This window comes from Pseudochrobactrum sp. XF203, assembly GCF_020341615.1.
Lineage (GTDB): Bacteria > Pseudomonadota > Alphaproteobacteria > Rhizobiales > Rhizobiaceae > Pseudochrobactrum > Pseudochrobactrum saccharolyticum.
In genome coordinates this window covers 1-25,623 of record NZ_CP084393.1, presented here as the reverse complement: position 1 = coordinate 25,623, position 25,623 = coordinate 1, and the positions used below count along the sequence as shown (strand labels likewise).

20 protein-coding genes are annotated in these 25,623 nt (G+C 53.6%); 1 reads left to right on the top strand and 19 read right to left on the bottom strand.

What is annotated here, in order from left to right:
• Positions 1 to 54 precede the first annotated feature (54 nt).
• The 9 genes from LDL70_RS15835 to LDL70_RS15795 all read right to left on the bottom strand — a co-directional run bounded on the left by LDL70_RS15835 (position 55) and on the right by LDL70_RS15795 (position 11,065).
• The gene (locus LDL70_RS15835) at positions 55 to 1,224 is read right to left on the bottom strand and encodes a porin (protein ID WP_225688913.1); all 1,170 of its coding nucleotides are present in this window, start codon (positions 1,222 to 1,224) and stop codon (positions 55 to 57) included.
• Between the two features lie 260 nt (positions 1,225 to 1,484).
• Positions 1,485 to 2,621, bottom strand: a complete 1,137-nt coding sequence (menC, locus tag LDL70_RS15830; protein WP_225688911.1) for an o-succinylbenzoate synthase — start codon at positions 2,619 to 2,621, stop codon at positions 1,485 to 1,487.
• Positions 2,622 to 2,701: 80 nt separating this feature from the next.
• Positions 2,702 to 4,231: an ABC transporter substrate-binding protein gene (locus LDL70_RS15825; protein ID WP_225688909.1), complete on the bottom strand. Its 1,530-nt coding sequence runs from the start codon at positions 4,229 to 4,231 to the stop codon at positions 2,702 to 2,704.
• 50 nt (positions 4,232 to 4,281) lie between these two features.
• Positions 4,282 to 5,682: a M20 family metallopeptidase gene (locus LDL70_RS15820; RefSeq protein ID WP_225688907.1), complete on the bottom strand. Its 1,401-nt coding sequence runs from the start codon at positions 5,680 to 5,682 to the stop codon at positions 4,282 to 4,284.
• A complete protein-coding gene (locus tag LDL70_RS15815; protein WP_225688905.1) occupies positions 5,669 to 7,252 on the bottom strand; it encodes a gamma-glutamyltransferase family protein in 1,584 nt (527 codons plus the stop codon). Before LDL70_RS15815 ends, LDL70_RS15820 begins: the two co-directional genes overlap by 14 nt.
• A gap of 18 nt (positions 7,253 to 7,270) precedes the next feature.
• A complete protein-coding gene (locus tag LDL70_RS15810; protein ID WP_225688904.1) occupies positions 7,271 to 8,245 on the bottom strand; it encodes an ABC transporter ATP-binding protein in 975 nt (324 codons plus the stop codon).
• Entirely contained in the window at positions 8,242 to 9,240 is a 999-nt protein-coding gene (locus tag LDL70_RS15805; RefSeq protein ID WP_225688900.1) for an ABC transporter ATP-binding protein, read from the bottom strand. The genes LDL70_RS15810 and LDL70_RS15805 overlap by 4 nt, the downstream gene beginning before the upstream one ends.
• An 11-nt stretch (positions 9,241 to 9,251) precedes the next feature.
• Positions 9,252 to 10,151 (bottom strand): ABC transporter permease, encoded by a 900-nt coding sequence (locus tag LDL70_RS15800; protein WP_225688898.1) that lies wholly within the window; start codon positions 10,149 to 10,151, stop codon positions 9,252 to 9,254.
• Complete coding sequence (locus LDL70_RS15795) at positions 10,148 to 11,065, bottom strand: ABC transporter permease (RefSeq protein ID WP_075656749.1); 918 nt, start codon at positions 11,063 to 11,065, stop codon at positions 10,148 to 10,150. The genes LDL70_RS15800 and LDL70_RS15795 overlap by 4 nt, the downstream gene beginning before the upstream one ends.
• 305 nt (positions 11,066 to 11,370) lie before the next feature.
• Here LDL70_RS15795 and LDL70_RS15790 point away from each other — a divergent pair, with 305 nt between their 5' ends.
• A complete protein-coding gene (locus LDL70_RS15790) occupies positions 11,371 to 12,216 on the top strand; it encodes an IclR family transcriptional regulator (protein WP_225689280.1) in 846 nt (281 codons plus the stop codon).
• Between the two features lie 68 nt (positions 12,217 to 12,284).
• Here LDL70_RS15790 and LDL70_RS15785 read toward each other — a convergent pair whose 3' ends face one another.
• From LDL70_RS15785 to LDL70_RS15740, 10 genes are all read right to left on the bottom strand, one after another.
• Complete coding sequence (locus LDL70_RS15785; protein ID WP_028233289.1) at positions 12,285 to 14,093, bottom strand: ABC transporter ATP-binding protein; 1,809 nt, start codon at positions 14,091 to 14,093, stop codon at positions 12,285 to 12,287.
• A gap of 517 nt (positions 14,094 to 14,610) precedes the next feature.
• The gene (gene pcaF / locus LDL70_RS15780; protein WP_225688896.1) at positions 14,611 to 15,813 is read right to left on the bottom strand and encodes a 3-oxoadipyl-CoA thiolase; all 1,203 of its coding nucleotides are present in this window, start codon (positions 15,811 to 15,813) and stop codon (positions 14,611 to 14,613) included.
• A 1-nt stretch (position 15,814) separates the two neighbouring features.
• Positions 15,815 to 17,809 (bottom strand): 3-hydroxyacyl-CoA dehydrogenase NAD-binding domain-containing protein, encoded by a 1,995-nt coding sequence (locus LDL70_RS15775; protein ID WP_225688894.1) that lies wholly within the window; start codon positions 17,807 to 17,809, stop codon positions 15,815 to 15,817.
• Between the two features lie 41 nt (positions 17,810 to 17,850).
• Complete coding sequence (locus LDL70_RS15770; protein ID WP_022709570.1) at positions 17,851 to 18,246, bottom strand: RidA family protein; 396 nt, start codon at positions 18,244 to 18,246, stop codon at positions 17,851 to 17,853.
• Positions 18,239 to 18,655 (bottom strand): thioesterase family protein, encoded by a 417-nt coding sequence (locus tag LDL70_RS15765; RefSeq protein ID WP_225688892.1) that lies wholly within the window; start codon positions 18,653 to 18,655, stop codon positions 18,239 to 18,241. Before LDL70_RS15765 ends, LDL70_RS15770 begins: the two co-directional genes overlap by 8 nt.
• Before the next feature lie 10 nt (positions 18,656 to 18,665).
• Complete coding sequence (locus LDL70_RS15760) at positions 18,666 to 19,844, bottom strand: acyl-CoA dehydrogenase family protein (RefSeq protein WP_225688890.1); 1,179 nt, start codon at positions 19,842 to 19,844, stop codon at positions 18,666 to 18,668.
• A 3-nt stretch (positions 19,845 to 19,847) separates the two neighbouring features.
• Positions 19,848 to 20,699 carry an enoyl-CoA hydratase family protein gene (locus LDL70_RS15755; RefSeq protein WP_225688888.1) on the bottom strand — a complete coding sequence of 284 codons (852 nt, stop codon included), beginning with the start codon at positions 20,697 to 20,699 and terminating at the stop codon, positions 19,848 to 19,850.
• The gene (locus tag LDL70_RS15750) at positions 20,696 to 21,496 is read right to left on the bottom strand and encodes an SDR family NAD(P)-dependent oxidoreductase (RefSeq protein WP_225688886.1); all 801 of its coding nucleotides are present in this window, start codon (positions 21,494 to 21,496) and stop codon (positions 20,696 to 20,698) included. The genes LDL70_RS15755 and LDL70_RS15750 overlap by 4 nt, the downstream gene beginning before the upstream one ends.
• Before the next feature lie 17 nt (positions 21,497 to 21,513).
• Positions 21,514 to 23,847 carry a bifunctional salicylyl-CoA 5-hydroxylase/oxidoreductase gene (locus LDL70_RS15745; protein ID WP_225688884.1) on the bottom strand — a complete coding sequence of 778 codons (2,334 nt, stop codon included), beginning with the start codon at positions 23,845 to 23,847 and terminating at the stop codon, positions 21,514 to 21,516.
• Positions 23,848 to 24,003: 156 nt separating this feature from the next.
• Positions 24,004 to 25,623, bottom strand: coding sequence for an AMP-binding protein (locus LDL70_RS15740; RefSeq protein WP_225688882.1), 1,620 nt, complete (start codon positions 25,621 to 25,623; stop codon positions 24,004 to 24,006).

Genomic DNA, 25,623 nt, shown 5'->3' with positions numbered 1-25,623 from the left:
CCCTGCAATATGCTGAAATATACCGGCAATATATTGCAGGGCTTGTAAGATTTATCAGAAACTGCGCTGGAAACGGATCATGCCCTGAACCGCATCTTTGCCGTTCTGGATGGATTTTTCATCCTTCCATTTGGTGTAGGAAACTTCCGGTGTGATCGCAAATCCGGGCACCAATTCGTATGATACATTTGCTGATGCGGCGAATGTTTTGGAAGCATCATAGGCAAGCTGGGCATTCAGGACTGCCTGCGGGGTCAGCTTATAGGCTGCACCACCCCATACTGCCCAGTCTCCGCCCCATGTGCCGTAGAAGCTGCTGACGGCGCGAATCTGGCCGATGACCTGATTATCATCATTCAGAACATTGATATAATTATCCTTGTTGGACTTATAACCACCCATTGCCCAGACGGAAAACTGATCGGTGACATTCAGATCGCCGCGGACTTTTCCTGCCCATTCTTTATTGCGGGCATCATAGGCGGCGACAGCAGTGAGCGAACCCCAGCCTTGTGCATAACGCAGACCACCAACGACATGCGGCGTATAGTCTTGAATTGTGGCGCCCCATTTTTCACCGGCCCAATCAGATGGTACGTCATCAATATCGCTATTCCCGCCCTGTTCTACGGAGAGAATGGCTGACAAACCATTTTCACCGGTGACAGTATAACTAATCAAACCGGTACGGTAGCCACCGGCAAGGATCACATCATCATTCATGACATTACCGAGATAACCGGGGAAGGTAACAAAAGCGGACTCATCCAAACCGACCCGAAGGCCGCCAAGCTCTATATAGCCGAAGCGTAATGTGCCGGAAGATTTATCATCCTTACCGTCTTTCCACTGAAACCGTGCTTCCGCATAGGTTTTCAGCGTGCCAAGCTCGGTCTCAGAAGCGGTACTGAATTTCAGGGCGAACCGAGCCAGACCTTCATAAGTGTCACGCTTGTTGTTCTTTGCAAAGAGTTTGCCGTCACGAGCTTCAAAACCGCGTCCGTAAACATCGTCGCCGCTCGTGAGATCATAGCGGACATAGCCGTGAATGCGCAGGCAGGTTTCAGTACCCGGAATGTAGAAATAGCCTTGTCCGTAAGCATCACAAACACGGACATATTCAACGGCTTCAGGTTCCGGTGCGACAACCGGATCCGCGGCAAATGCTGCCGATCCTGTGAGCAGAGCTGCGGCGGAACTAAGTAAAATTAATTTTGTTTTCATTTTTATCTCCAGAACTAGACCCTGAAGATATTTATCGAAACCGCTTATGTTCCCAACGCAGAAATAGGGGGCTTCTTCTATAAAAATCAATATGTTGTATAATTGTATCAAGGCAATTAATTGCCGGATATTTCACGCTCAAAACTTTATGCAAGAGGCAGAAAACAGCCTCCTGCGTGTGTGAGCAACTATGCGATGCCAGCGTTTTGCAACCTACCGGAGAAGTAAAAACGATTTTTGCTTCTCCGGATCAGGTCTTCTTAAAATGCTTCTTTTGATAATGTCACGGTCTCAAGGAAATCGTAATCCAGAGTGACACCAATACCCGCCCCGTTTGACGGAACTGGCATAATGCCGTTTTCGGTTTCCAGCTTCTCACAAACAATATCCCGCTCGAAATAGCGCGAAGAAGAAGATGTATCGCCCGGACGTTTGAACTGCTCCAGCGTCGAGAGATGAATATTATGGGCACGCCCGATGCCGGATTCCAGCATGCCGCCACACCAGACCGGTACATCATGCGCCTGACAAATATCGTGAATCTGACGTGCATTGGCATGACCGCCGACACGACCGACTTTAATATTGATCACGCGGCCGGCATCAATGGCCAGTGCTTTGCGGCAAAGCTCCGGTGTGCGGATACATTCGTCCAGACAAATGGCTGTACGCATCATGGATTGTAGTTTTGCGTGATCCTGCAGATCATCCCATGCCAAAGGTTGCTCAATATAATCCAGATCAAAATCATCGAACTGGCGCAGCAAAGCGAGATCAGCCAGCGTATAGGCGCAATTGGCATCAACGGTCAGGTGAATATCAGGGAAACGGTTGCGTACTTTTTCCAACAGTTTCAGATCATGACCCGGCATGACTTTCAGCTTAATGCGGCGATAGCCCTGCTGCACATGACGTTCAACATCCAGCAAGGATTCCGGAATTTCCTTGATACCCAGTGATACACCGACTTCAACATCTTTGCGGGTGCCGCCAAGCGCATGGGACAGCGACAGACCGAGGGTTTTAGACCATAAATCCCAATAGGCCATTTCCACGCAAGCTTTGGCCATCTGGTGATCGCGCCAGTGCCGCATCATCTGGGTTAATTCATAAGGTGTCGAGAATTCTTTGCCGATAATCTGCGGCAGGAAAACGTCCCGCATCATCATCATGGATGAAACTGTGGTTTCCGGCAGATAATCAGGCAGGGTATCGCAGACACCTTCCGCATAGCCTTCGATATTGCCGCTGCGCAGGATCAGAAGCGGGAAGGTTTTTTTGGTTGCCACGCCAGTAGAAATGCGAAACGGGTTGAGGAGTTTCAGCTCTACAATACGTAATTCTGCGCTGTCGATCCGGATCTTCGGACGAAGTTGTGACGAGGGCTGGAGTAACATTATTGATCTCTGTAATTTCTGTATGCGGGAAAACGAAAAGTGCCGGTGAGGTCGCAGCACAGGCTGCGACCTCATAAGGCTTAGTTCCAGCTCATGTCATAGAAACGCACGAACTCATCCGGTGTAGGAGTGAAGTTCAGGTCTTTCGCCATCACATAATTGGTTGTGTAGGTCCAGAGCGGTACCCAATAGGCCTGATCGGCGATCTGGCGCAGAGCCTTGCTGTAAGATTCTTTACGCTTTTCCGGATCAGTGGTTGTGTCTGCCTGCTTGAGTGTTGCTGTCAGGTCGGCATTCTTGACATCATCAATATCGGAGCCGTCAAAGAATTTGGATGTCGAGGCAGAGGCATCAGCCACCGAGCCGGAGCCCCATGTGACAAAGCCCATCGGGATTTCGCCTTTGAGCTGTTTGTCTGCGAGTGCTGCATATTTCAGCATCTGCAGATCAACCTTTACGCCGACATTGCCCAGCATCTGCGCCATAGCTTCGGTGGCTGCTTTATCACGATAGAAATACATCGTGGTGGTAAAGCCGTTTTCATAGCCAGCTTCTTTCAGCAGTTCTTTGGCCTTGGCAGGGTCAAAATTGTAGGATGTCACATCCTGTTCACAACCAAATTGCAACGGGCTGCAGATGGAATTGATGATCTGCGAGGAAGGCGCGAAGAAAGCATCACGCACGGCTTTACGGTCAATCGCATGATTGATTGCCTGACGCACGCGCACATCTTTCAGCGGAGTGTCGGCACTGGAACGGCCGGATACATCCATCGAAATGTAGCCGAAGCGCAATGTTTCACCCTGAACCACATTGAAACTGTCGCGGGTTTTGAGTTTCTGTGTGAGGTCTTCAGGCACCTGCCAGATGAAATCCACGGAGCCGGACATCATTTCCGCGATCTGCGTATTGGTATCCGGAATGCTGCGGACTTCCACATTTTTGATTTGTGGTTTCTGGCGCGGGCCACCGTCATGATAGTCAGGGAAAGCCTTCAGCGTATAGCCGCTGCCTGGCTCGATCTTGTCCACCATATAAGGGCCGGTGCCGATTGGTTGTTTGGAAAAGCCTGCATCGCCGACTTCCTGATAATATTTTGCCGGATAAATCTGAATGGCGCTTTCAAGGAAATCGAGCGCAGCAGGGAATGGTGCTTTCAGATGCACGAGAACGGTCTGGTCATCAACCTTCTCTGCATTTTTGATCCATGCCACGGTGTTCGGCATAGCAACCGGAGTTTTCGGATCGGAGAAATGGTTCAGCGTGAACACAACATCATCAGCACCGAAAGCATCGCCATTATGGAATTTCACGCCCTGACGCAGTTTGAATTCAAGGGTCAGATCATCAACCCATTTGAAGCTCTCAGCCAGATTGCCGACCCATTCGCGGGTTTTCGGGTCGCGTTCAACCAGTGTGTCCCAGACGGCATAGCCGAAAATGGTGCTTTCGCGGGCTGAACTGAAATAGGTGTTCGGGTTGTCCAGCTCTTTGGCAAAGGCGATATTGACGGTGTCGTCCGATTTATCGGCCAGTGCCGCACCGGATACGCCCAGATACAGGCTGGCGGTAAGGGTAGCCAGAATTGCAAAATTCTTATGAAAGCTCATGTGTCGCTCCACTTCGACGCAAGGTTAAAAAGGTCAGGCATTTTTTGTTGTTATCGGGTTGAAGGCTGCGGGCTTTTGCCCTCAGCAATATCGGCAAATATCCCTGCCATGCAGCGCAAGGCATCACGGCAAGTGCTTTTCAGAACATGTTCATCCGGCGCATGCTGTGAACAGGCGCGGTAGGAATGCGGCACCCAGACGGTCGGCAGGCCAAGCGTCTCCGAAAAACACTCATTGGGCAGCGAGCCGCCGAGATTAGGCAGAATATGCGGCGGGTTGCCGGAAGTATCTGTCAGCGATTGCGCGACAAAACGTGCCCAAGGATGATCCGGATCGAGACGGGTCGCGGTAAAATCATCATCCTCACGTTGGGTGATTTTGACATCCTCATAACCATGCTGATCGAGATGACGGCGTAGCGCGGGTATAATGTCGTCCGCATCAGTACCGACAACATAACGCAGTTGGCAGGTTGCCCGTGCCTTGCCGGAGATGGCATTGACCGGTGCTTCGGGCACACCGGATGTCATGGCGAGAATGGCAAAACTGTTCCAGCCATAGACCCGCTCGGCTGGGGTCAGACTGGCTTCACCCCAGTCTTTATCAACGCTCGGGCCGGTTTCCATATCCACCGGCAAATCACGGAGTGCCGCGCGGATATTATCGGTCAGGCTGGTTGGACGCCATTCCGGAATGCGGATCTGGCCGCGTTCATCGGTGATTGTCGCAAGCGCCTGTACGAGCCGCATCGCCGGATCGGCAAGCAAGCCGCCCCAATTGCCGGAATGATGCGCGCCATCGCGTTTTTCAACAATCAGATCAACCGTGACTGCGCCGCGTGCACCCATGAAAACTGTGGCTCTGTCCGGTTGCAGCCGTGGGCCGTCGGAGGCAATCAGCACATCGGCAGCGAGTTCCTGTTTGTGTGATGCGCAGAAGGCCTGCAAACCCGGAGAGCCGTTTTCCTCAGCCATTTCCAGCAGAATAGTGGCGTTAAAGCCGAGTTTGCCATGCACGGTAATCAGGGCTTCAAGTGCAGCAATATTGATCAGATGCTGCACTTTATTATCGGCTGTACCGCGCCCGTACCAACGATCACCTTCTTCCGTTAAAACGAAGGGTGACAGGCCTTCGCGCCATTGTTCGGTCTGCGCATGAATGACATCGCCATGGCCATAGATCAGCACTGTCGGCAGGGCGGCGTCTTCTATGCGGCGGGCGATCATCAGCGGGCCGCCTTCAGCCACCGGATTCTCATAGATTTTGATCTCAAATCCTGCGGCCTGCAAACGCGGCGTAATAGCCGTGTTCAGATAATCTGCCAGCACCGGTTTTCTTTCCGGTACCTGACTTTCTGTCGGATAGCTCACCAAAGCGGCCAGTTCGGATTTCATCGTGCCGTTGTCGAAATAGGTTTCGATCCGGCTGATAACAGTCTCACGCAAAGTCATGGCTGTTCTCCTCGGTGACCGCATCACCCCATGGCGACATAATCTCGGTGCAGCCGGAGTTCAGATCGCCTTCACGCATCACACCGGCAGGGCAGGCAAAGGCGAAAGGCCAGACGGTGCGGCGGGTGGTGACGGTTCTGGCGACTTTATTCAGTTTCGCAATTGTATCCGCTGGCAAGCTGTCATCGGCGATGATGACATCGGCGGCAGACATATCGAGACGCGGCTGATGGAAAGCACCTTCAATATCCATGCCGGAATCGACGATGAAAGAGGAAAGCTGGGCAACGGCCGAGACAATCTTACGCCCGCCCGATGCACCAATGGCGAAGCGGCGTTCGCCTTGCTCACCAAGTGCAGGGCAGACATTCATCAGGCACTGCCGTCCCGGTTGCAGGGAATTTGGTTTGCCCTGCACAGGGTCAAACCACATAATGCCGTTATTGAGCAAAAAGCCGGTGGAGGGCGAGACGACTTTTGAGCCGAACAATGACAGCAAAGTCTGTGTCATCGAGACCATATTTCCGTGGCGATCCACTACGGAAAAATGGGTTGTGCAGCCCGGTGCTTTTGGCACTTCGCCGTCATCACCCATATTTTCCAATCGCTGCTGATAGGCATGGCGCAGCGCTTTGGCGTAGCCGGTATAGGCATCAGCGTCCGGCTGACCTTTGCCGATTTCCGGCAGGGCTTCAAAGGCTTGTCTCATGGTCGGGCCTGCGGTCAGATGCGGTGTGACATAGAAAGTCGCATCGCCGCGCTTAAAGCTCAGCGGATCGGCAATGGTTGCACGGTAATCACGCAGATCCTGCATTGATAATGAGCCGCCTTTTGCGCGGACATCTTTGACCAGTGCCTGTGCCAGATCGCCTTCATAGAATGTGCGATAGCCCTGTTCTGCCAGTTCGGTCAGCGAAGGTGCATAACCAGACATATCAACGCGCTTGTCGGACAGGCTCGTCCAGCCATTGATCATCGGCCATTGGCCGTCTTCCAGAAACAGCGCTGCGGCATCCGGATCTTTGGCCAGCTCGCGGGTTGCGCCTGCGATAACAAGTGCTGCGTACCAATCGACCGGCAGGCCTTCTTTTGCGAGTTTAATTGCCGGAGCCAGCAGTTCTGCCCAAGGCATGGTGCCCCAGCGTGCATGTGCCTGACCGATACCGTCGACCACACCCGGTACCGCAACGGCAGTTGCGCCCATAATGTTGCGGTCATCGACCACGGCTTCCCACGGGAAAAGATCGGAGTTTTTACCGGCACCGGAGAGCGGATAATCGGCAGGGTTCAGCTCCACAGGTGCACGCATTGCATAGGTCACGGCATGGGCTTTGCCGGAAGCTGCATCCCAAACCATCATCGCGCCGCCACCGGCAGGGCCTGACATCCACGGCTCAAGCACACCAATGGCGAAAGAAACGGCGGTTGCTGCATCCATCGCATTACCGCCTGCTGCAAGCACTGCCGCACCAATTTGTGCTGCACGGCTGTTTTGTGCGGCTACGACACCACCTTTGGTGCGGATGACATTCTTGCGAGTAACTTGTGTACGGGAAAGACTGGTTTGCATTTCAGTTCCTTAATCAGTTCAGGCAGGCAATGCAGTGGCATTGGTATAAAGGTGGCAGGCGACACAACCGCTACCGTTTTCCTGCAAGACAGGACGGGACTGATCGCAGGGGGTAAAGCGGTCAGGGCAGCGCGGATGGAAGGCACAACCTGCAGGCGGATTGATCGGATTGGGATATTCTGTGCCGAGCTGTGTGTCCGGTACGCCGAGTTCCGGTTCCGGTGTCAGCACAGAATCCAGTAAAGCCCGTGAATAAGGGTGGCGGGCATTGCGGAAAATGTCTTCAGTTTCGCGCTCTTCAACAATGCGTCCGAGATACATGACCGCAACCCGTGTCGCGAGATATTCAACAACCGCCAGATTATGGCTGATGAATAGATAGGTCAGACCGAGTTCACGCTGCAGGTCACCCAGCAGATTGAGAATCTGGCTCTGCACGGAAACATCGAGTGCCGATGTCGGTTCGTCGCAGATAACAATTTCCGGTTTCATAATCAGCGCGCGGGCAATAGCGACACGCTGGCGCTGGCCGCCGGACATCTGGTTTGGATAGGCATTGAGCATGCGCGATGGCAGCCCGACGACATCCATGATTTCCTTTACCTTCTTTTCGCGCGATGCCTGATCGCCGACACTATGCACCACGAGCGGCGCCATAATGATCTGACGGATGGTTTTGCGCGGATTGAGTGAGGAATAAGGGTCCTGAAAAATCGGCTGAATACGGCGGGACAGTTCAAAACGGTTTTGCTTGGTGATGTCTTCGCCGTTAATTTCGACGTGTCCACTGGTCGGCTTTTCCAGCCCGAGCAGGATTTTGGCCAGCGTTGATTTTCCGCAACCGGATTCACCGACAAGGCCAAGAACCGAGCCGCGCTCTACCGTCAGCGAAACATCACTGACTGCTGCCAGTGGTTTTTTGCCGGAGAAAAAGCCCTGTCGTACCTGATAGATTTTGGAGACATTATGGAGTTGTAAAACTGGCTGGCTCATAGCAAAGCCTCCGCAGGCTGACGCATGCCGTTTGCATGGACGCACTGTAATGTATGACGAGCGGAGAGATCACGCTGCGGGATAGTTCCGGTGCAGGCTTCAATCGCCTCAGGGCAGCGGTCGCGGAAGATGCAGCCGGTATGACGACCAACCAGATTTGGCACAATCCCCGGAATTGTGCCCAGCCGTTCTCCGCGTTTAATGCGCCCCGGTATCGGAATGCAGTCCAGAAGCCCGCGCGTATAAGGATGCGCAGGATTGCGGAAGATTTCGCTGACAGAACCGGCCTCAACCAGCTCACCGGCATACATAACAGCAACTTTGTCGGCGATGCGCGCAACGACACCGAGATCATGGGTGATCAGGATCATCGCCATGCCCATTTTCTGCTGCAGGTCTTTGAGAAGACGTAAAATCTGTGCCTGAATAGTCACGTCCAGAGCGGTTGTCGGCTCATCGGCGATCAGCAATTCCGGCTCACACATCAGCGCCATTGCAATCATGATACGCTGACGCAAACCACCGGAAAGCTGATGCGGATATTGATTGAGACGGCTTTCTGCAGCGGTAATCCCGACCATACGCAGAAGATCTGCGGCGCGTTTCAATGCTTCAGCTTTGCTGACAGATTTATGCAGGCGCAATGCTTCTGCCAGCTGGCTGCCGATCGTATAGGCAGGATTCAGGCTGGTCATCGGCTCCTGAAAAATCATCGCCATACGGTTACCACGCAGCGCACGCATTTCCCGTGCTGTGGCTTTTTGCAGGTCAATACCGTCAAAGCTCATTTCGGTCGCATTGCGCTGAATACCCGGTGACAAAAGCCCCATCACCGCAAGCGAGGTCAGCGATTTGCCGGAGCCGCTTTCACCGACGATACATAGCGTTTCACCCGGTTTAACCTCGAGATTGATATTGCGCACGGCATGAAGGGTGCCCGCGGCGGTGGGGATGTCCAGTGTCAGGCCCTGAACTTTAAGAATAGGAGCAGTCATTGGTTTTCCCCTCAGTTCCGTCCGCCCGGCGCGGTAATGTCGCGCAGGCCGTCGCCCATGAGATTGATCGCCAGCACCAGCACAAACAGCGCAACACCGGGGATCATCACAAGCCATGGCTCGAACAGCATCATGTCTTTGCCCTCGGAGATCATCAGACCCCAGCTGGCTGTCGGCGGCTGCACACCAAGACCTAAGAAGGACAAGGCGGCTTCCAGCAAAATGGCATGCGCCATTTCCAGCGTAGCCACGACAATCAGATTGTTCATCAGATTAGGCAGGATTTCGGAGATCAGAATGCGCGGCGTGGATGTGCCGATGGCATAGGATGCCGCTACATATTCCCGTCGCGCGATCTGCAGGGTTGATGCGCGCATGACCACCGCATAGCGATCCCACAATAACAGGCCGAGAACGGTGGCAACAACGGTCAGCGATCCGCCAAACAGGGCAACAACGGCCAGTGCAACCAGAACAACCGGCATTGCGAGACGTACATTGATCAGGAATGTCACCACAGCATCAACACGACCGCCGAAATAACCGGCTGCAACGCCCATAGCTGTGCCGATAATGCCAGAGATCAGAGCTGCTGACAGGCCGATAAATAATGAAACGCGTGCACCGTGCAGCAAGCGTGCGAGATAATCGCGACCAAGCTGGTCAGTTCCCAGAACGTGATCGGATTTACCGCCTAAGAATTCCGGCGGCACCATACGGTTTAGCAGATCCTGCGTATAGGGATCATATTTGAGAAGCATCGGAGCAAAGATTGCAACCAGTGCAATCACTGCCACGATGATCGTGCCGATCATGAAGCCGCTATGACCGAAAATACGGCGGCGCAGAATGGCAGATGGGGACGGTTCCAGAATTTGTTCTGCGGTCGGTATGGAAGAATATGTGGTCATGAGGTCCTCATGCGGGGATCAAGCCAGGCATTCATAATGTCGGCGAGCAGTGTGAAGACGATGTAAAACATGGAGAAAAGCAGGATCAGCGCCTGAACGGTCGGCAGATCGTTGCGGGTGATCGACTCCCATGCGAGCAGTCCGGCACCCGGCAAAGCAAAGACAGATTCAACCACAATTGAACCGCCGAGCATGAATCCCATTTGCACGGCTGACAGCGAAACGACAGGGATAATCGCATTGCGCAGCGCATGGGTGAACAGCACCCGCCATTCGGATGAGCCTTTGGCACGGGCAGTGCGGATATAGTCCGACGATAAAACTTCCAGCATACCGGCGCGGGTGAGGCGCATAATTGCAGGCATGGCATAATAGCCGAGTACAATGGTTGGCAGAATAAAATGCTGCCATGTCTTGGCACCGGATGCAGGCAGCCAGCCGAGATCAATGGAGAAAACCGAGATCAGCACAAGCGCAAACCAGAAACTCGGCATTGCTTGTCCGGCGACAGAAATAAACAGCGCCAGCTTGTCGGTCAGTGAGTTGGGACGTTTGGCAGCAAGCACGCCAAGGGGTACGGCGACGAGCAGCGCAAATACGATAGCGGTCAGACCAAGGCGCATTGTCACGCCAAGCCGGCTGGAAATGAGATCTGCAACCGGAAGTTTGAAATAATAGCTCTGGCCGAAATTGAAATGTGCGGCATTCCACAGCCAGTCCGCATATTGCAGCAGCATCGGGCGGTCAAAGCCGTAAAATTCGCGAATTGTTTGAATGTCCTGCGCACTGGCGCCTTCTCCGGCGATGGCCGTCGCAGGGTCACCGCTCAGATAGAGCAGACAGAAACTGATAAAAGACACGGTCAGCGCAACCAGTAAGGCAAGGCCGAGCCGCTTGAGGATGAAACCAAGCAAGTTTTGCTCCGTCAAAATCGTTTTAGGATATGAGGGGTGTGGCCGGAGGTGACAGTGCAGAACGCATCAGCTGGGTACTGCGGGATTTCACCTGTTAACGGATTGCCGGTTTACGCGTCATCAAAGCGGAATGATGCAGACGCGATACCGTGCAAACCGGAAATATTCTTCAGCCGTTTACTGCCAAAGCTGAATTAAAAAATATCGGCTACCGGCTTATTTGGCGTGCTGAAAACCACGGCAAAGATTTTTTGATTTTTCATTGGCATTCCCCTTTTGTATTGTATTGCAATACTTGTGATCGCATGTTAATATCGAACCATAGTTTTCCCTTCTGCGTCAAGAGTTTTTTGCGACTGGAGTGTGCCCCATTGAGTGAAAGCGAAAGAAATCCCTTAATTATCAGTTCGCTAATAAAAGCGATGACCCTGTTGAAAGCCTTCGGGGAGGGAAATGCTGTTTTGGGTATTTCTGATCTTGTGCGCATAACGGGCATTGAGAAAAGCAGCGTACAGCGCATCCTCGCCACGCTCTATGCGGAAGGCATGCTGAACCGTGATAATCATAGCCGCCGTTACCGGCTATCAAATCAATGGCTGCATATGGCCTATGCCCATTACATTGCAGAGCCGCTGACGTCGCAGGTCATGCCGCGTCTTTTCGCCTTGCAGCAGCAAATCGGGCAGTCGTTCAATCTGGCAGAAATATGTGACACATCAATTATTTACTCGGTGCGTCTTCCGGTGCAACGTACCAATTTTGAAGGTACATTGGTCGGGCGTACTCATCCGGCGCTGAACACTTCTGGTGGCCGTGCCATTCTCGCCACATGGGATGCAGATGCACGGCAAGACGCTGTAAAAAACTGGCCGGTGACGGAATACACGCCACGCACAACAGTTAATCGCGGGGAAATTTCAGAGCTTGTTGAACAGGCGCGACAGGATGGTTTTGCTGTCTCTGTGGAGGAAATCCTGCTCAATGAAATCGGTATCGCGGCACCGATTAAGTCGTCCAGCGGTAAAGCGCGTGCAGCAATTCACTGTTCTGTTTCGATGGCTGACTGGTCGGTTGATCGTGTCCGCAAAGAAATCGCGCCATTGCTGGTCGATACAGCGCGAACATTTTTTGATCCGCGGGCAGAAGAATAGTCTGCCGCATATTTGAGCTGTATAGCTATATGATGCATATGAAAACGGGGCCGTCAGGCCCCGCTTTCTTATTCAGGAAGTACATCTTCCAGCCCTTTGGTCAGTTCCAGTGCCTGCCGTTCAAACAACCGGCGGTAAATGCCGCCCGGTTTGCGGATAAGCGCATCATGATCGCCTTCCTCAAGGACCTTGCCCTTGTCAAAGACCAGCAATCTGTCCAGTGCACGCACCGTTGAAAGTCGGTGTGCAATGACCAGTGTTGTACGGCCGATCATCAACCGTTCCATTGCCTGCTGGATCAGCACTTCCGATTCTGAGTCGAGGCTGGAAGTTGCCTCATCCAGAATAAGGATCGGTGCATTGGCCAGAAACGCACGGGCAATCGCCACACGTTGACGCTCACCACCGGAGAGTTTCACACCACGCTCACCGACAAGGGTCGCATAGCCTTTTGGCAGACGGCTGATGAAGTCATGGGCGCTGGCAAGACGAGCTGCTTCCTCAACTTCCGCCTGTGTCGCGCCGGGGCGGGCATAGGCGATATTCTCGGCCAGTGTCCGGTGAAACAGGATCGGTTCCTGCTGCACAATGGCGATCTGCGAACGCAGCGATGCCTGCGTGACATGAGCAATATTCTGCCCGTCAATCTTAATGGCACCGCCGCTGACATCATAGAGACGCTGGATCAGCTTGACGAAAGTCGTCTTACCCGAACCGGAATGTCCGACCAGACCAACCCGTTCACCGGCTTCAATCTTCACCGAGAAATCGCGGTAGAGTGCTGCTTCATGATTACCGTAATGGAAAGTCACTTTGTCAAAGCGGATTTCACCATTGCTGATCTGAATGGCCGGTGCATTCGGCTTGTCGGCAATGCCGTAAGGTTCTGCCTCAATCTGCACCAGCTCCTCCATATCATTCACCGATCGTTGCAGATTGCGGATATGCATGCCGACATCACGCAAATAACCCTGCAGCATGAAGAATGCTGTCAGAACAAAGGTGATATCACCGGCCGTTGCTTTGCCCTGGCTCCACAAGTAAAGCGCAAAAGCAATGACAACACCGCGCATAATCAGCAGATTAGCCCCCTGAATAAAACCGTTCAGAGTTCCGATTAGCCATGTGCGGCGTGTACGGCTGCGCCATTTGGTGACAACTTTTGCAAGTCGTGCATCCTCACGCTTTTCAGCACCAAAGGCTTTCACAACAGCATTGCACGAAATGGCATCGGCCAGCGCGCCGCCCATGCGTGTATCCCAGCTATTAGCCAGTGTTGCCGCAGGCGCGACAAAACCGAGCGAAATCACGATCGTGCAGACAATGAACAGCACAGAGCCGATTGCAACCAGTACACCCATGAGCGGCCAGTACCAGGCCAGCAGCGCAACCGAACCGACCAGCATCAGCAGCGATGGCAACAATGCAATAATCAGCGTATCATTCAGCAGATCCATTGCCCACATTGCACGCGAGACTTTGCGCACAGTCGATCCGGCAAAGGCATTGGCGTGCCAGTCGGTGGAGAAGCGTTGCAATTTACGGAACGAACTGGCCGCCATGTCGCTCATGATTTTCAGCGTGAAATCGGTGATGACATAGAAGGTCAGCTGACGTGTAATCAGTGCCAGTGCGCCAAGCGCCAGCAGAACGATAAGTGCCTCAACTGCGGCAGACCATGCGCTGTCGCCGCTCAGCGAAAGCGCGTCAACCAGCCGTCCGGAATAGAGCGGCGTCAAAACATCTGCGGCCGTTGCAAGCAGCATACCGATTATCATCAGTGTCAGCCGCAGAGGCTGACTTCGCCAGTGGCCGAAAGTGTAGCCGAGGACATTGCGGAAGGCAGGCCCACGGAAATTTATGCGAAACCGGGTCATATGAAACATACCAGACCGCGCAGAGTCGGATTCTGGTCCTTTAAAAACATTTTCAGCAAAAGTGCGAAGCGGCTATGCAGGGAAATCAGTTCACCGGATTGATTTCTGATCCTGCTTCGATGCATCGGACAATGCTTGAAAACGAAGACAAAACAAACAACAGCTGAGTGTTGCGGCAAAAAAAGAAGAGTTTTAGAAAAGCGCCCTTTCAGGGAGGGCGGACAGGCCTTGGCCTGTAGCACGGGCCAAAGACTTAAAGTCTGGGAGCACCCGCGCGAACACCGGGCACCGACGGAAATGGATAGACACGCATCTCATACCTCTTGCCAGTGTTTCAGATATTTGCACAATAAATGAGCAATCGGTTTTGCCAAGTGCAAAAATATACAATTTGTTTCACAAAGTCCTGAGTGTGGCAAAAAAGTTCTGTTTTGAAATTTCAGCAGATTTTGCCTCACACAGACTTCGGAATATTATCAGGCTGCCGGAAATGACCAGTCAGGTTGTAATAAAACTATCAGGGCTGGCTGAGCAGCATGGAGATGCCCTGACCGACACCCACACACATGGTCGCCAGAGCGTGATTTATACCTCGTGTCTGCAACTCAATGGCAGAAGTTAAAGCCAGCCTTGCACCGGACATGCCCAGCGGATGACCAAGCGCAATTGCGCCGCCATTCGGATTGACATGCGCTGCATCATCATCCAGCCCGAGCTGACGCATACAGGCCAGAGCCTGTGCGGCAAAAGCCTCATTCAGCTCAACCAGACCGATATCGGTCATGGTAAGTCCGTGGCGATGCAGCAGTTTGTGTGTGGCAGGCACAGGGCCGATGCCCATAATGCGCGGTGCAACACCTGCTGTTGCCATGCCGCTGATCCGTGCCAGCGGTGTCAGGCCGTAGCGCTCAACCGCCTGTTTGGAGGCGATAATAACCGCTGCGGCACCGTCATTCACGCTTGAGGCATTGCCTGCGGTGATTGTGCCGCCACGGCGAAACGGCGTATCAAGCGCGGCCAGTTTTTCCAATGAGGTTTCACGCGGCTGCTCATCCTGAGCAACAATTGTACTGGTGCCTTTGCGTCCTGCAATTGTGTAAGGTGCAATTTCCTGTGCCAGACGTCCGCTATGCATGGCTGCTGCCGCACGCTGCTGGCTCAGTAGCGCGAATGCATCCTGATCTGCGCGGTTGATATTATAATCAGCGCTGAGATTTTCAGCGGTTTCCGGCATGGATTCACTGCCGTAATTTTTGTCGAGCTGCGGATTGATAAAGCGCCAGCCGATAGTCGTGTCATAGACCACATTCTGCCGTTGAAACGCTGCATCGGCTTTGGGCATTACGAATGGCGCGCGCGACATGTTCTCAACACCACCGGCGATGATAATATCAGCCTCACCGAGTTTAACTGCACGCGCCGCATAGCCCACCGCATCAAGACCGGAGCCGCAGAGACGGTTGAGCGTTGTTGCAGGTACAGTTTCACCAAGACCGGAGAGCAAGACCGCCATTCGTGCGACATTGCGGCTGTCCTCACCGGCCTGATTGGCGCAGCCGAACACCACTTCATCAATCATCTCTGCGCTCAAAGACGGGAAACGTGCCAGCGCCTCACGGATAGTATGCGCTGCCATATCATCAGGCCGCACCGATGAGAGTGCACCGCCATAACGGCCGATTGGCGTGCGCACACCGCCGATAATATAGGCTTCGCTCATATTAGTGTTCCTTATGGTTTTGTGCAGCAAACATTGGCCCGCCTTTGTTGGCGGGAAAGCCATAACCGTTAACCAGCACCAGATCGATATCGCTGCTGCGCGCTGCAATACCCTCGCGCAACAGTTGTTCACCTTCATTGGCCATTGCCTTTAAAAGCTGGTTGATGATTTCATCCGGTGTGAAGGAGCGCGGCGTAATGTTTTTTTCAAGCCGTGCCGCTTCGATAATCGCGGTGACATCCGGATCGGTCTGTCGCTTGCCGTCACTATAAATATACCAGCCTCTACCGCTCTTTTGCCCGAAACGGCCTGCCTCGCAAAGACGGTCGGGAATATTACAGTAAGGCTCATCAGGGTTGCGCTTTGCCGCCTGACGCTTGCGCTTTGCCCAGGCAATCTCCAGTCCCGCCATATCGCAGACCGCAAACAGCCCCATGGGAAAGCCGTAATGCTCCAGCGCCGCATCAATCTCATGCGGCCATGCGCCTTGCTCGAGTATGAACTCGGCCTCGCGGCGATAGGCAGAGAAAATCCGGTTGCCGATAAAGCCCTCGCAAACGCCGCAGACAATAGCCAGCTTGTTCAGTTTTTTGGCAAGTTCAAGCGTGGTTACCAGCACATCGGGCGCTGTTTCTGCACAATTGACCACTTCCAGCAGGCGCATAATATGCGCCGGTGAGAAGAAATGCATGCCGATAACCCGCGACGGATTACTGATTTGCTGTGCTAATTCATCAGGATTGAGATAGCTGGTATTGGTGGCGACAATAGCATCGTCACGCACAACGCCGGACAGACGGCGAAACAGATCTGATTTAACATTAAAATCATCAAACACTGCTTCAATCACCAAATCAGCACCGGCAAGCGCGCTGATATCAGCACTGACTATGCAATTGGCACGCTGTTGCTGCAATGCCTGTTCACTGAGGCGGCCGGACTGAAACTGCTTGTCCAGCAGTGCTGTGATGCGGGCAAGACCGGCATCTGCCGCTTCCTGTGTCGGCTCATAGCCGATAAGTTGATAGCCAGCGGCAAGGGCAGCCACTGCAATTGCCGAGCCCATCATACCGGTGCCGGCAATGCCGATTGTAGCAACCGGCCGTGGTACCGTACCGGCAGGCAGATCATGCTTTCCGGCTTCGCGTTCGGCGAAAAACACATGCCGCAAGGCTTTAGCTTCATCGCTTTCACGAAGGCGCAGAAATGTGGCGCGTTCTTCAGCCAAAGCCTGCTGGACAGGCAATGTTGCCGCCAGTGATACCAGACGCACCGCCTCGGAAGGGGCGAGACGCCCGCGCGCTTTGGCAAGAATTTTTGCCGTTGTCTGTTCAGTGTTTGCAGGCTGAACTGACAAAGCCAGCGTGCGGCGCGGTTCTGTGCCCATATGGTGTTGCGCTGCCTTTTGTGCGGCGGCAGTCAGGTTCTCAGCTGTTGCGATTTCATCAATCAGGCCATTCTGCAGCGCGTCCTGTGCAGAAATGGTTTTGCCCGATGCGATCATGTCGATTGCAGCATCAAGGCCGGTCAGTCGTGGCAGACGTTGGGTTCCGCCCGCACCCGGTACAAGTCCGAGCTTCACTTCCGGCAGACCGAACTTGGCTTTCTCAACAGCCAGCCGGTAATGGCAGGCGAGGATAATCTCGCAACCGCCGCCAAGGGCAGCACCATTAATGGCGGCAATCACCGGCTTAGCGGATGCTTCAATCCGTGCTGTCACCTGCGGCAAAGTCGGCTCGCTAGGCGGCAGATCAAATTCTTTGATATCCGCACCGGCGGCAAAGAATTTGCCTTCACCGCGCAAAGTGAGGGCACGGATCTCGGCAGACTTCTCTGCCAAATCCAGCGCTTGCATCAATCCTTCGCGGATGGCGGCTGAAATCGCATTCACCGGAGGGTTTGCCAGTGTGAGATGTAATACACGATCCTGCACCACACCGGTAACGGCAGATGAAAAACTGATCGGCTGCTGCGTGTCAGAAGGGTTGTGCATCATATGTCCTGTCCGGATTTTTAGTCACTTTTTCTGGCGCTTATTCAATCGGGCACAACAGCTGTGGCTTGAATTTCTATCTTGGCACGATCTTCAATCAATCCTGCAACTTGCATTGCTGCCATTGCCGGAAAATGCTTGCCGATAACATCGCGATAGGCCTGACCAAGGCCGCGCATATTGGCTTTGTATTCCTGCTTGTCGGTGAAATACCAGGTCATGCTGGTAATATGTTCCGGCCCTGCACCATCCACAGCGAGAATGGCGACGATGTTTTTCAGGGTCTGGTGAACCTGTTCAACAAAATCATCGGTTTCGAATTCGCATTGTTCATTCCAGCCGATCTGCCCGCCGATAAAAATGGTGCGTCCGCGTGCCGAGATACCGTTGGAATAGCCGATCGGGGCAACCCAGTTATCCGGCTGTAAAATCTTATGCATGAACTGTCTCCAGATGATTGAGAAGCGCGGCGCGGATATCATCGGGCCATGCGCGGGCTTTATGAGTTTTGCTTGAAGTGGCGACGAGCTTGTGTTTCGCCGTCCATAACAGATCGCCATTGGCGCGCACTTCATGGTCGAGTGACAGCGAACTGCCACCGACCGCAGTGACTTTGAGTGTGAAGTCCAGCAGATCGGCATGGAAGCCGGGTTTTACAAAAGTCAGATCCAGCCGCACTGTTGGTGTTGCGATCTGCCGGTCATGATTGAGGCTTTTCCAGTCAGCGCCGATTGAGGCGAAGAAGTCCTCCAGAACCCCGATCAGAATATTCAGATAAGACGGAAAATAAGCGATGCCCGAAGGATCACAATCGCCGAACCGTAAGGGTCTTGTAGTATGAAAAGCCATAATCCGCCCTTTAAACCGTTTTCAGCAATTCGCGGGCGATAATCAGTTTCTGAACCTCTGTCGCCCCTTCATAAATACGCAGGCTACGGATTTCCCGATAGAGCTTTTCGGTAATTGCTCCGCTTTGCACACCGCGTCCGCCAAACATCTGCAAAGCGCGGTCAATAATCATCTGGGCGGATTCTGTTGCCGCCATTTTAGCCATTGCCGCCTGCTGGGTGGTTGGCAGTTTCTGCACATCGCGGCGCCATGCGGCGCGGTAGGTCAGCAGGGTTGCCGCCTCCAATTCTGTCGCCATATCGCCAAGCGCTGCCTGCGTCAGTTGCAGATCGCTGAGTGTTGCGCCAAATATCTGCCGTTTACGCGCATGGTTGAGAGCCTCATCCAAGGCGCGGCGGGCAAAGCCAAGGGCGGCGGCTGCCACGGAAGCACGGAAAATATCCAGCGTGCGCATGGCAATTTTAAAACCTTCGCCGCCTGCACCCAAACGCCGTGAAGCTGGGATGCGGCAATTCTCAAAACGGATTGTAGCGAGCGGATGCGGTGCGATCACTTCAAGCCGCTCGGCAATGGAAAAGCCCGGATCGGTGGCATAGACCACAAAGGCCGAGATGCCGCGTGTGCCCGCAGCCTCACCTGTGCGGGCAAAGACGGTGTAAACATCGGCGATGCCGCCATTGGAAATCCAGGTTTTCTCGCCGTTGAGAATATAATCATCGCCGTCCTGTGTCGCGGCGCATTGCATGACGGCGACATCGGAACCGGCTTCTTTCTCCGACAGGGCAAAGGCCGACAGCCATTCACCGGAAGAGATTTTTGGCAGAATATGCTGTTTTAACTCATCCGATCCGGCAAGGCCGATCGCGCCGGTGCCAAGCCCCTGCATGGCAAAGGCAAAATCCGCCAGCCCGTCATGCCATGCCAGTGTTTCGCGCGCCAGACAGACCGAGCGGGAGTCGATTTCGGTCTTGCCGCTGTTACCGGTGACACTATCGAGAAGTCCTGCTTGCCCAAGCAGTTTCACCAGTTTACGGCAGGCAGCATCGGTGTCGTGATGATCGATGTTTTTCAAAACACCGGATGCGGCAAATTCCTTGAGCTTTTGAGCAAAATCACGCTGCTGCTGCTCGAAAAACGGCAGTTCCAGATGTTCATGAACGGGGGCTTCGCGGCAGGCTGTATCTGACATGGTTCAGTTCCCTTCAAATTCAGGGCGGCGTTTGGCGGCAAAGGCTTCAAATGCACGGCGGAAATCCTGTGTCGCCATGCAGATGGCTTGCGCCTGCGCTTCCGATTCAATCATTTCGTCAATGCCCATTGCCCATTCCTGAGCCAGCATGGTTTTGGTAATGCCATGTGCAAAATAAGGGCCGTCAGCGAGAGTTTTGGCGAGTTTTTGTGCCTCTGTCAGCAGGTTTTCACCATCATGCAGATGGTTGTAGAAACCCCAGTCTTTGCCCTCGGTGGCCGACATGAAACGACCGGTATAAAGCAGCTCCGCCGCACGTCCCTGACCGATAATGCGGGGCAGGATTCCGCAAGCCCCCATATCCGCACCGGCAAGACCGACACGGGTAAACAGGAATGCGGTTTTCGCCTCATGGGTGGCAAGACGCAAGTCTGAGGCCATTGCCAGAATGGCGCCGGCACCTGCGCAAATACCGTCTACAGCCGCGATCACCGGCTGCGGACATTTGCGCATGGCTTTCACCACATCACCGGTCATGCGGGTGAAGGCCAGCAGTTCCGGCATCGGCATTTTCGTCAAAGGCTCGATGATCTCGAAAACATCGCCGCCGGAAGAGAAATTACCGCCCGCTCCGGTCACAACTACAGCACGAATATCCGATGCATAGGTCAAATCACGGAACAGATCACGCAGCTCCGCATAGCTTTCAAATGTCAGCGGGTTTTTACGATCAGGGCGGTTGAGCGTGAGGGTGGCAACGCGCCCGTCTTCACTCACCTCCCACAGAAAATGCTGTGCCTGATAGTTTTTGAACGCTTTCAGATGACTGTTCATGCTGATGGTTTGTTCGCTCATCCTGCCAATACCTCGCCACCGGCAATTGCAATTGCCTGTCCGTTGATTGAGGCGGCATCAGGAGATGCCAGCCATAAGACTGTGTGTGCCACTTCCTCCGGTTTAATGAGCCGGTTTTGCGGATTGGCTTTTACAAAATGTGCCAGCGCTTCTTCTTCAGAGCGTCCGGTTTTCTGCATGATTTGTGCAATGGCTTCACGGATAATCGGTGTATCGGTAAAACCCGGACAAACGGCATTGACGGTAATGCCTTTTGTTGCGAGCTCCAGCGCCAAAGCGCGGGTGAGGCCGATTACACCATGTTTTGCAGCGCAATAGGCCGAGACATAGGCATAGCCGGTCAACCCTGCCGTGGACGCGATATTGATGATACGCGCATTTGCGCCATAGGTTTTCAGATCCGGCAGCACAGCCTGCGTCACCTGAAAAACACCGGTCAGATCAACCGCAAGTACCTGCGACCACATCTCGAGGCTGGTTTTTTCAAAGGGTGCGGAAGGCGCTTCACCGGCATTATTGACGAGAATACTCACGGGTCCGAAAGCCGCTTGAGCCGCCTGCAAACCTGTGCTGATCGCCTGCGCATTCGTCACGTCAAAACCGCTGGCGACAAAACAGGTTTTGCGTCCCGCAGTCTGATCGAGTTCAGCGGCCAGTGCCGCCAGAGGCTCATGCCGCCTGCCGGACAAAGTGACATTGGCACCGGACAAAGCAAAGTCACGGGCAATTGCCGCACCGATGCCACTGCCCGCGCCGGTGATTAAAACATGTCTGCCGTGGAATTTATTATTGCTCATATCCGGTCTCATTCTGGTTATTTCAGTGCGGCAGCCGCAGCGGCTTCACGAGCCAGATTGGTTTCATACTGGGTTTTGCCGGAGTAATATTGCTTCGGCCAAGGCACGGAGGTCAGCCCGATTTTTGCCGCTTCATGCAATACCCAAGCGGGGTCTGCGAGATGCGGGCGGGCCACAGCGCAAAGATCGGCACGTCCTGCGGAGATTACCGAATTGGCGTGATCGGCTTCCGATATCGCACCAACAGCAATTGTCGGGATGCCTATCTCATTGCGGATTTTGTCTGAAAACGGGGTCTGGAACAGACGGCCATAAACCGGTTTTTCATGTTTAACGACCTGACCGGACGAACAGTCGATGAGATCGGCACCGGCATCTTTAAACATCTGCGCAAAAATCGCTGCATCATCAGGCGTATTGCCGCCTTCCGCCCAGTCATGGCAGGAGAGACGCACCGAAATCGGCTTATCCTGCGGCCAGACCGCGCGAATGGCCTTGAACACTTCCAGCGGAAAACGCGCACGATTGGTGTGGCTGCCGCCATATTCATCCTCACGCTGATTGGTCAGTGGCGAGAGGAAACTGGAGAGCAGATAACCATGCGCGGCATGGAGCTCCAGCCAGTCTGCGCCGGTGCTTGCGGCAAGCTCAGTCGCGCGCACAAAATCAGCAATTACCCGATCCATATCTTCGCGTGTCATAGGCTTCGGCTTCTGGCTGTTGACCAGATAAGGCTCAGCCGAGGCCGAAATCAGTGGCCAGCCGTTTGCTTCATCAACCGGCTGGTCAATGCCCTCCCATGCGGGTTTGGTAGCGCCTTTGCGCCCTGCATGGCCCAGCTGAATAGCCACTTTGGCATCGCTGTTCTTATGCACAAAATCGACGAGACGCTTCCAGCCGTCGCGCTGCTCTTCGTTCCACAGTCCCAGACAATTCGGAGTGATACGCGCATCAGGGGAAACGCAGGTCATTTCCGCAAAGATCAGACCGGCACCGCCGAGTGCACGGGAACCGAGATGCACCATATGGAAATCATTGATCAGACCATCGGTTGCCGAATACATCGCCATCGGCGACATGACGATACGGTTCGCCAAGGTTACACCGCGCAGCTGATAGGGCGTGAACATCGGTGGCACATGACGTGTACTGCTGTTGCTCTCTACCGGCAGACCGGATTTTCTGGCAAACCAGTTTTCATAGCCCTGCAACCAGTTTTTATCGCGCAGACGCAGGTTTTCATGGCTGATACGCTGTGAGCGTGTCAGCATGGAATACATGAATTGCTCCGGCTCAAAATGATCCGCATAGCGCCGGCCAACCACCTCAAACCATTCCATCGCATTGCGTGCGGCATTCTGAATGCGCGCTACATCCACACGGCGGATTTCCTCATAGGTTTCCAGCGCTGCAGGAATATGACTTTTGTCATGACCGTGCAGGTTAAACTGGTTGGTCAGTTCAATCGCATCATCAATCGCCAGTTTGGTGCCGGAGCCGATGGCAAAATGAGCGGTATGGGCAGCATCGCCCATTAGCACCACATGGGAATTGCCGTTATAATGGCTCCACTTGCCGCAGATCAGCCGGTTGAAATTCAGCCATGCCGAGCCGCGCAAATGCCGCGCATTGGTCATCAGCGGTGCACCTTCCAGCACTTCCGAGAAAAGATTTTCGCAGAAAGAGATGGAATCCTGTTGTGACATCTCGTCTAGACCATGCGCCTGATAGGCTTCTTCTGTGGTCTCGATAATGAAAGTCGAGGTCTTGTCGTCGAATTTGTAAATATGCGCCTGAAACCAGCCATGATCCGTCTTGCGGAAATCAAAGGTAAAGGCGTCAAAGAGCTTATTGGTGCCAAGCCAGATATAACGGTTTGGCCGCACGATCATATCCGGCTCGAATATATCGGCATAGCGGTGACGGATTTTAGAATTCAGCCCGTCAGAGGCGATAATCAGATCCGCATCGGGATATTGCGTATCTGCATCCACATCGGTTTCAAATATCAGCTCAACGCCCAGATCTTCGCAGCGTTTTTGCAGAATATTCAGCAGTTTTTTGCGGCCGATACCGACAAAACCATGACCGCTTGTGCGCTGGCGTGTGCCTTTGAACAGCACTTCAATATCGTCCCAATGGTTGAACGCGTCCTGAATTTCCGCCGCACTGGTTTCATCCCAGACCTTCATCGCTTCCATCGTCGCATCGGAAAACACGACGCCCCAGCCGAATGTGTCATAGGGTTTGTTGCGCTCGACCACGCGGATGTGATGCTCGGGATGGTTCTTTTTCATCAACAGGGCAAAATACAGTCCGGCCGGACCGCCACCGATACAAACGATACGCATGGTCAAATTCTCCCCTTGAATGCTCTGTTTTCCGCTATACGGCCACAGTCATTTTTATGATGTGCGGTGGTATCGGATAGTGGCACACAATTTATTTTATACTTAAAACATATGGATGGAATGGATTTGGTCAAGTGATAAATTTGCATGATGCGTTCAGCCTTGCTTACGCAGCATGAAACGCTGGATTTTACCGGTAACGGTTTTCGGCAGCGCGTCGACAAAACGGACAGAGCGGGGATATTTATAAGGCGCGATCAGCTTTTTAACGTGATCCTGCAAGGCTTTGACCGTTTCAGGAGATGGCTGAGCACCATTACGAAGCACAATATGCGCCTCAACGATCTGGCCGCGTTCTTCATCATTCACGCCGATGACAGCGCATTCCTGCACATCTGCATGGGCGAGGAGGGCGGCCTCAACTTCGGGGCCAGCGATATTATAACCGGCAGAAATAATCATATCATCTGCACGGGCGGCAAAATGGAAATAGCCGTCCGCATCCTGAAAGAAACTGTCGCCGGTCAGGTTCCAGCCATCGCGCACATAGGCCTTCTGGCGTGTATCCGCGAGGTAACGGCAGCCGGTGGGGCCGCGCACTGCCAGACGACCAATTTCCCCGCGCGGCACTTCCTGCATATTTTCATCAACGATTTTGGCCTGATAACCGGTAACGGGCTTGCCTGTGCGGCCAGGTCCGGAATCGCCTAAACGGTTGCTGATAAAAATATGCAACATCTCGGTCGCGCCGATCCCGTCCAGCATAGGTTTGCCGGTCTTCTCTATCCAAGCCTCATAAATCGGGGCGGGCAGGGTTTCACCTGCTGAAACCGCAATGCGCAAGGATGACAGGTCGGCACCTTCATTCATTGCCTGCAACATCACCCGATAGGCTGTCGGAGCTGTAAAGCTGATGGTCGCCTTATAGGTTTCAATCAGCTCGATCATCTTAGGCGGTGTTGCCTGTTCAAGTAGTGCTGCCGCCGCCCCGAAACGCAGCGGGAAAATGGCCAGTCCGCCCAGACCAAAGGTGAAAGCAAGTGGCGGTGAGCCGACAAAAATATCGTCCGGCTGCACATTCAGCACTTCCCTCGCATAAGTATCGGCAATCAGCAGCAGATCACGGTGAAAATGCATGGTGGCCTTCGGCTCACCGGTTGTACCGGAGGTAAAACCCAGCAGTGCCACATCATCGCGTCCGGTTTTCACCGCATCAAAACGCACCGGCTTGTTGAGTGCTGCATGGTCAAGTTCCGCATCATGATTGGCGGTGCCGTCAAAACCGATCACTGTTTTAAGAAACGGGCTTTTTGCCGCGCAAATCTGCAAATCTTCCAGCAGTCGCGTGTCACACAGCGCCAGCGAGATTTCTGCTTTATTGACGATTTTTGTCAGTTCATCTGGGCGCAACATCGGCATGGAATTGACCACGACCGCACCGGCTTTGGTAGCCGCCAGCCAGCAGGCAACCATGGCCGGATTATTGGCAGAACGGATCAATATGCGATTGCCCGGTTGCACGCCGTAATCTTCAACCAGCACATGGGCAATGCGGTTGCTCCAGTCGGTGAGTTCCTTATAGGTGCGCCGCCGTCCGTTGCCGATCAGAGCTGTGTGGTCGCCGAACCCTTTTTCCACCATGGCATCGGAAAGTTCATAGCCGGCATTGAGCCATTCGGGATAGGTGATGTCGCCGGATGACAGTTCCGGCCAGTCCTCAACCGGAGGCAGGTTGTTTCTGGTAAAATGGTCTGTATGCGCCGTTGGTCCAAGCAT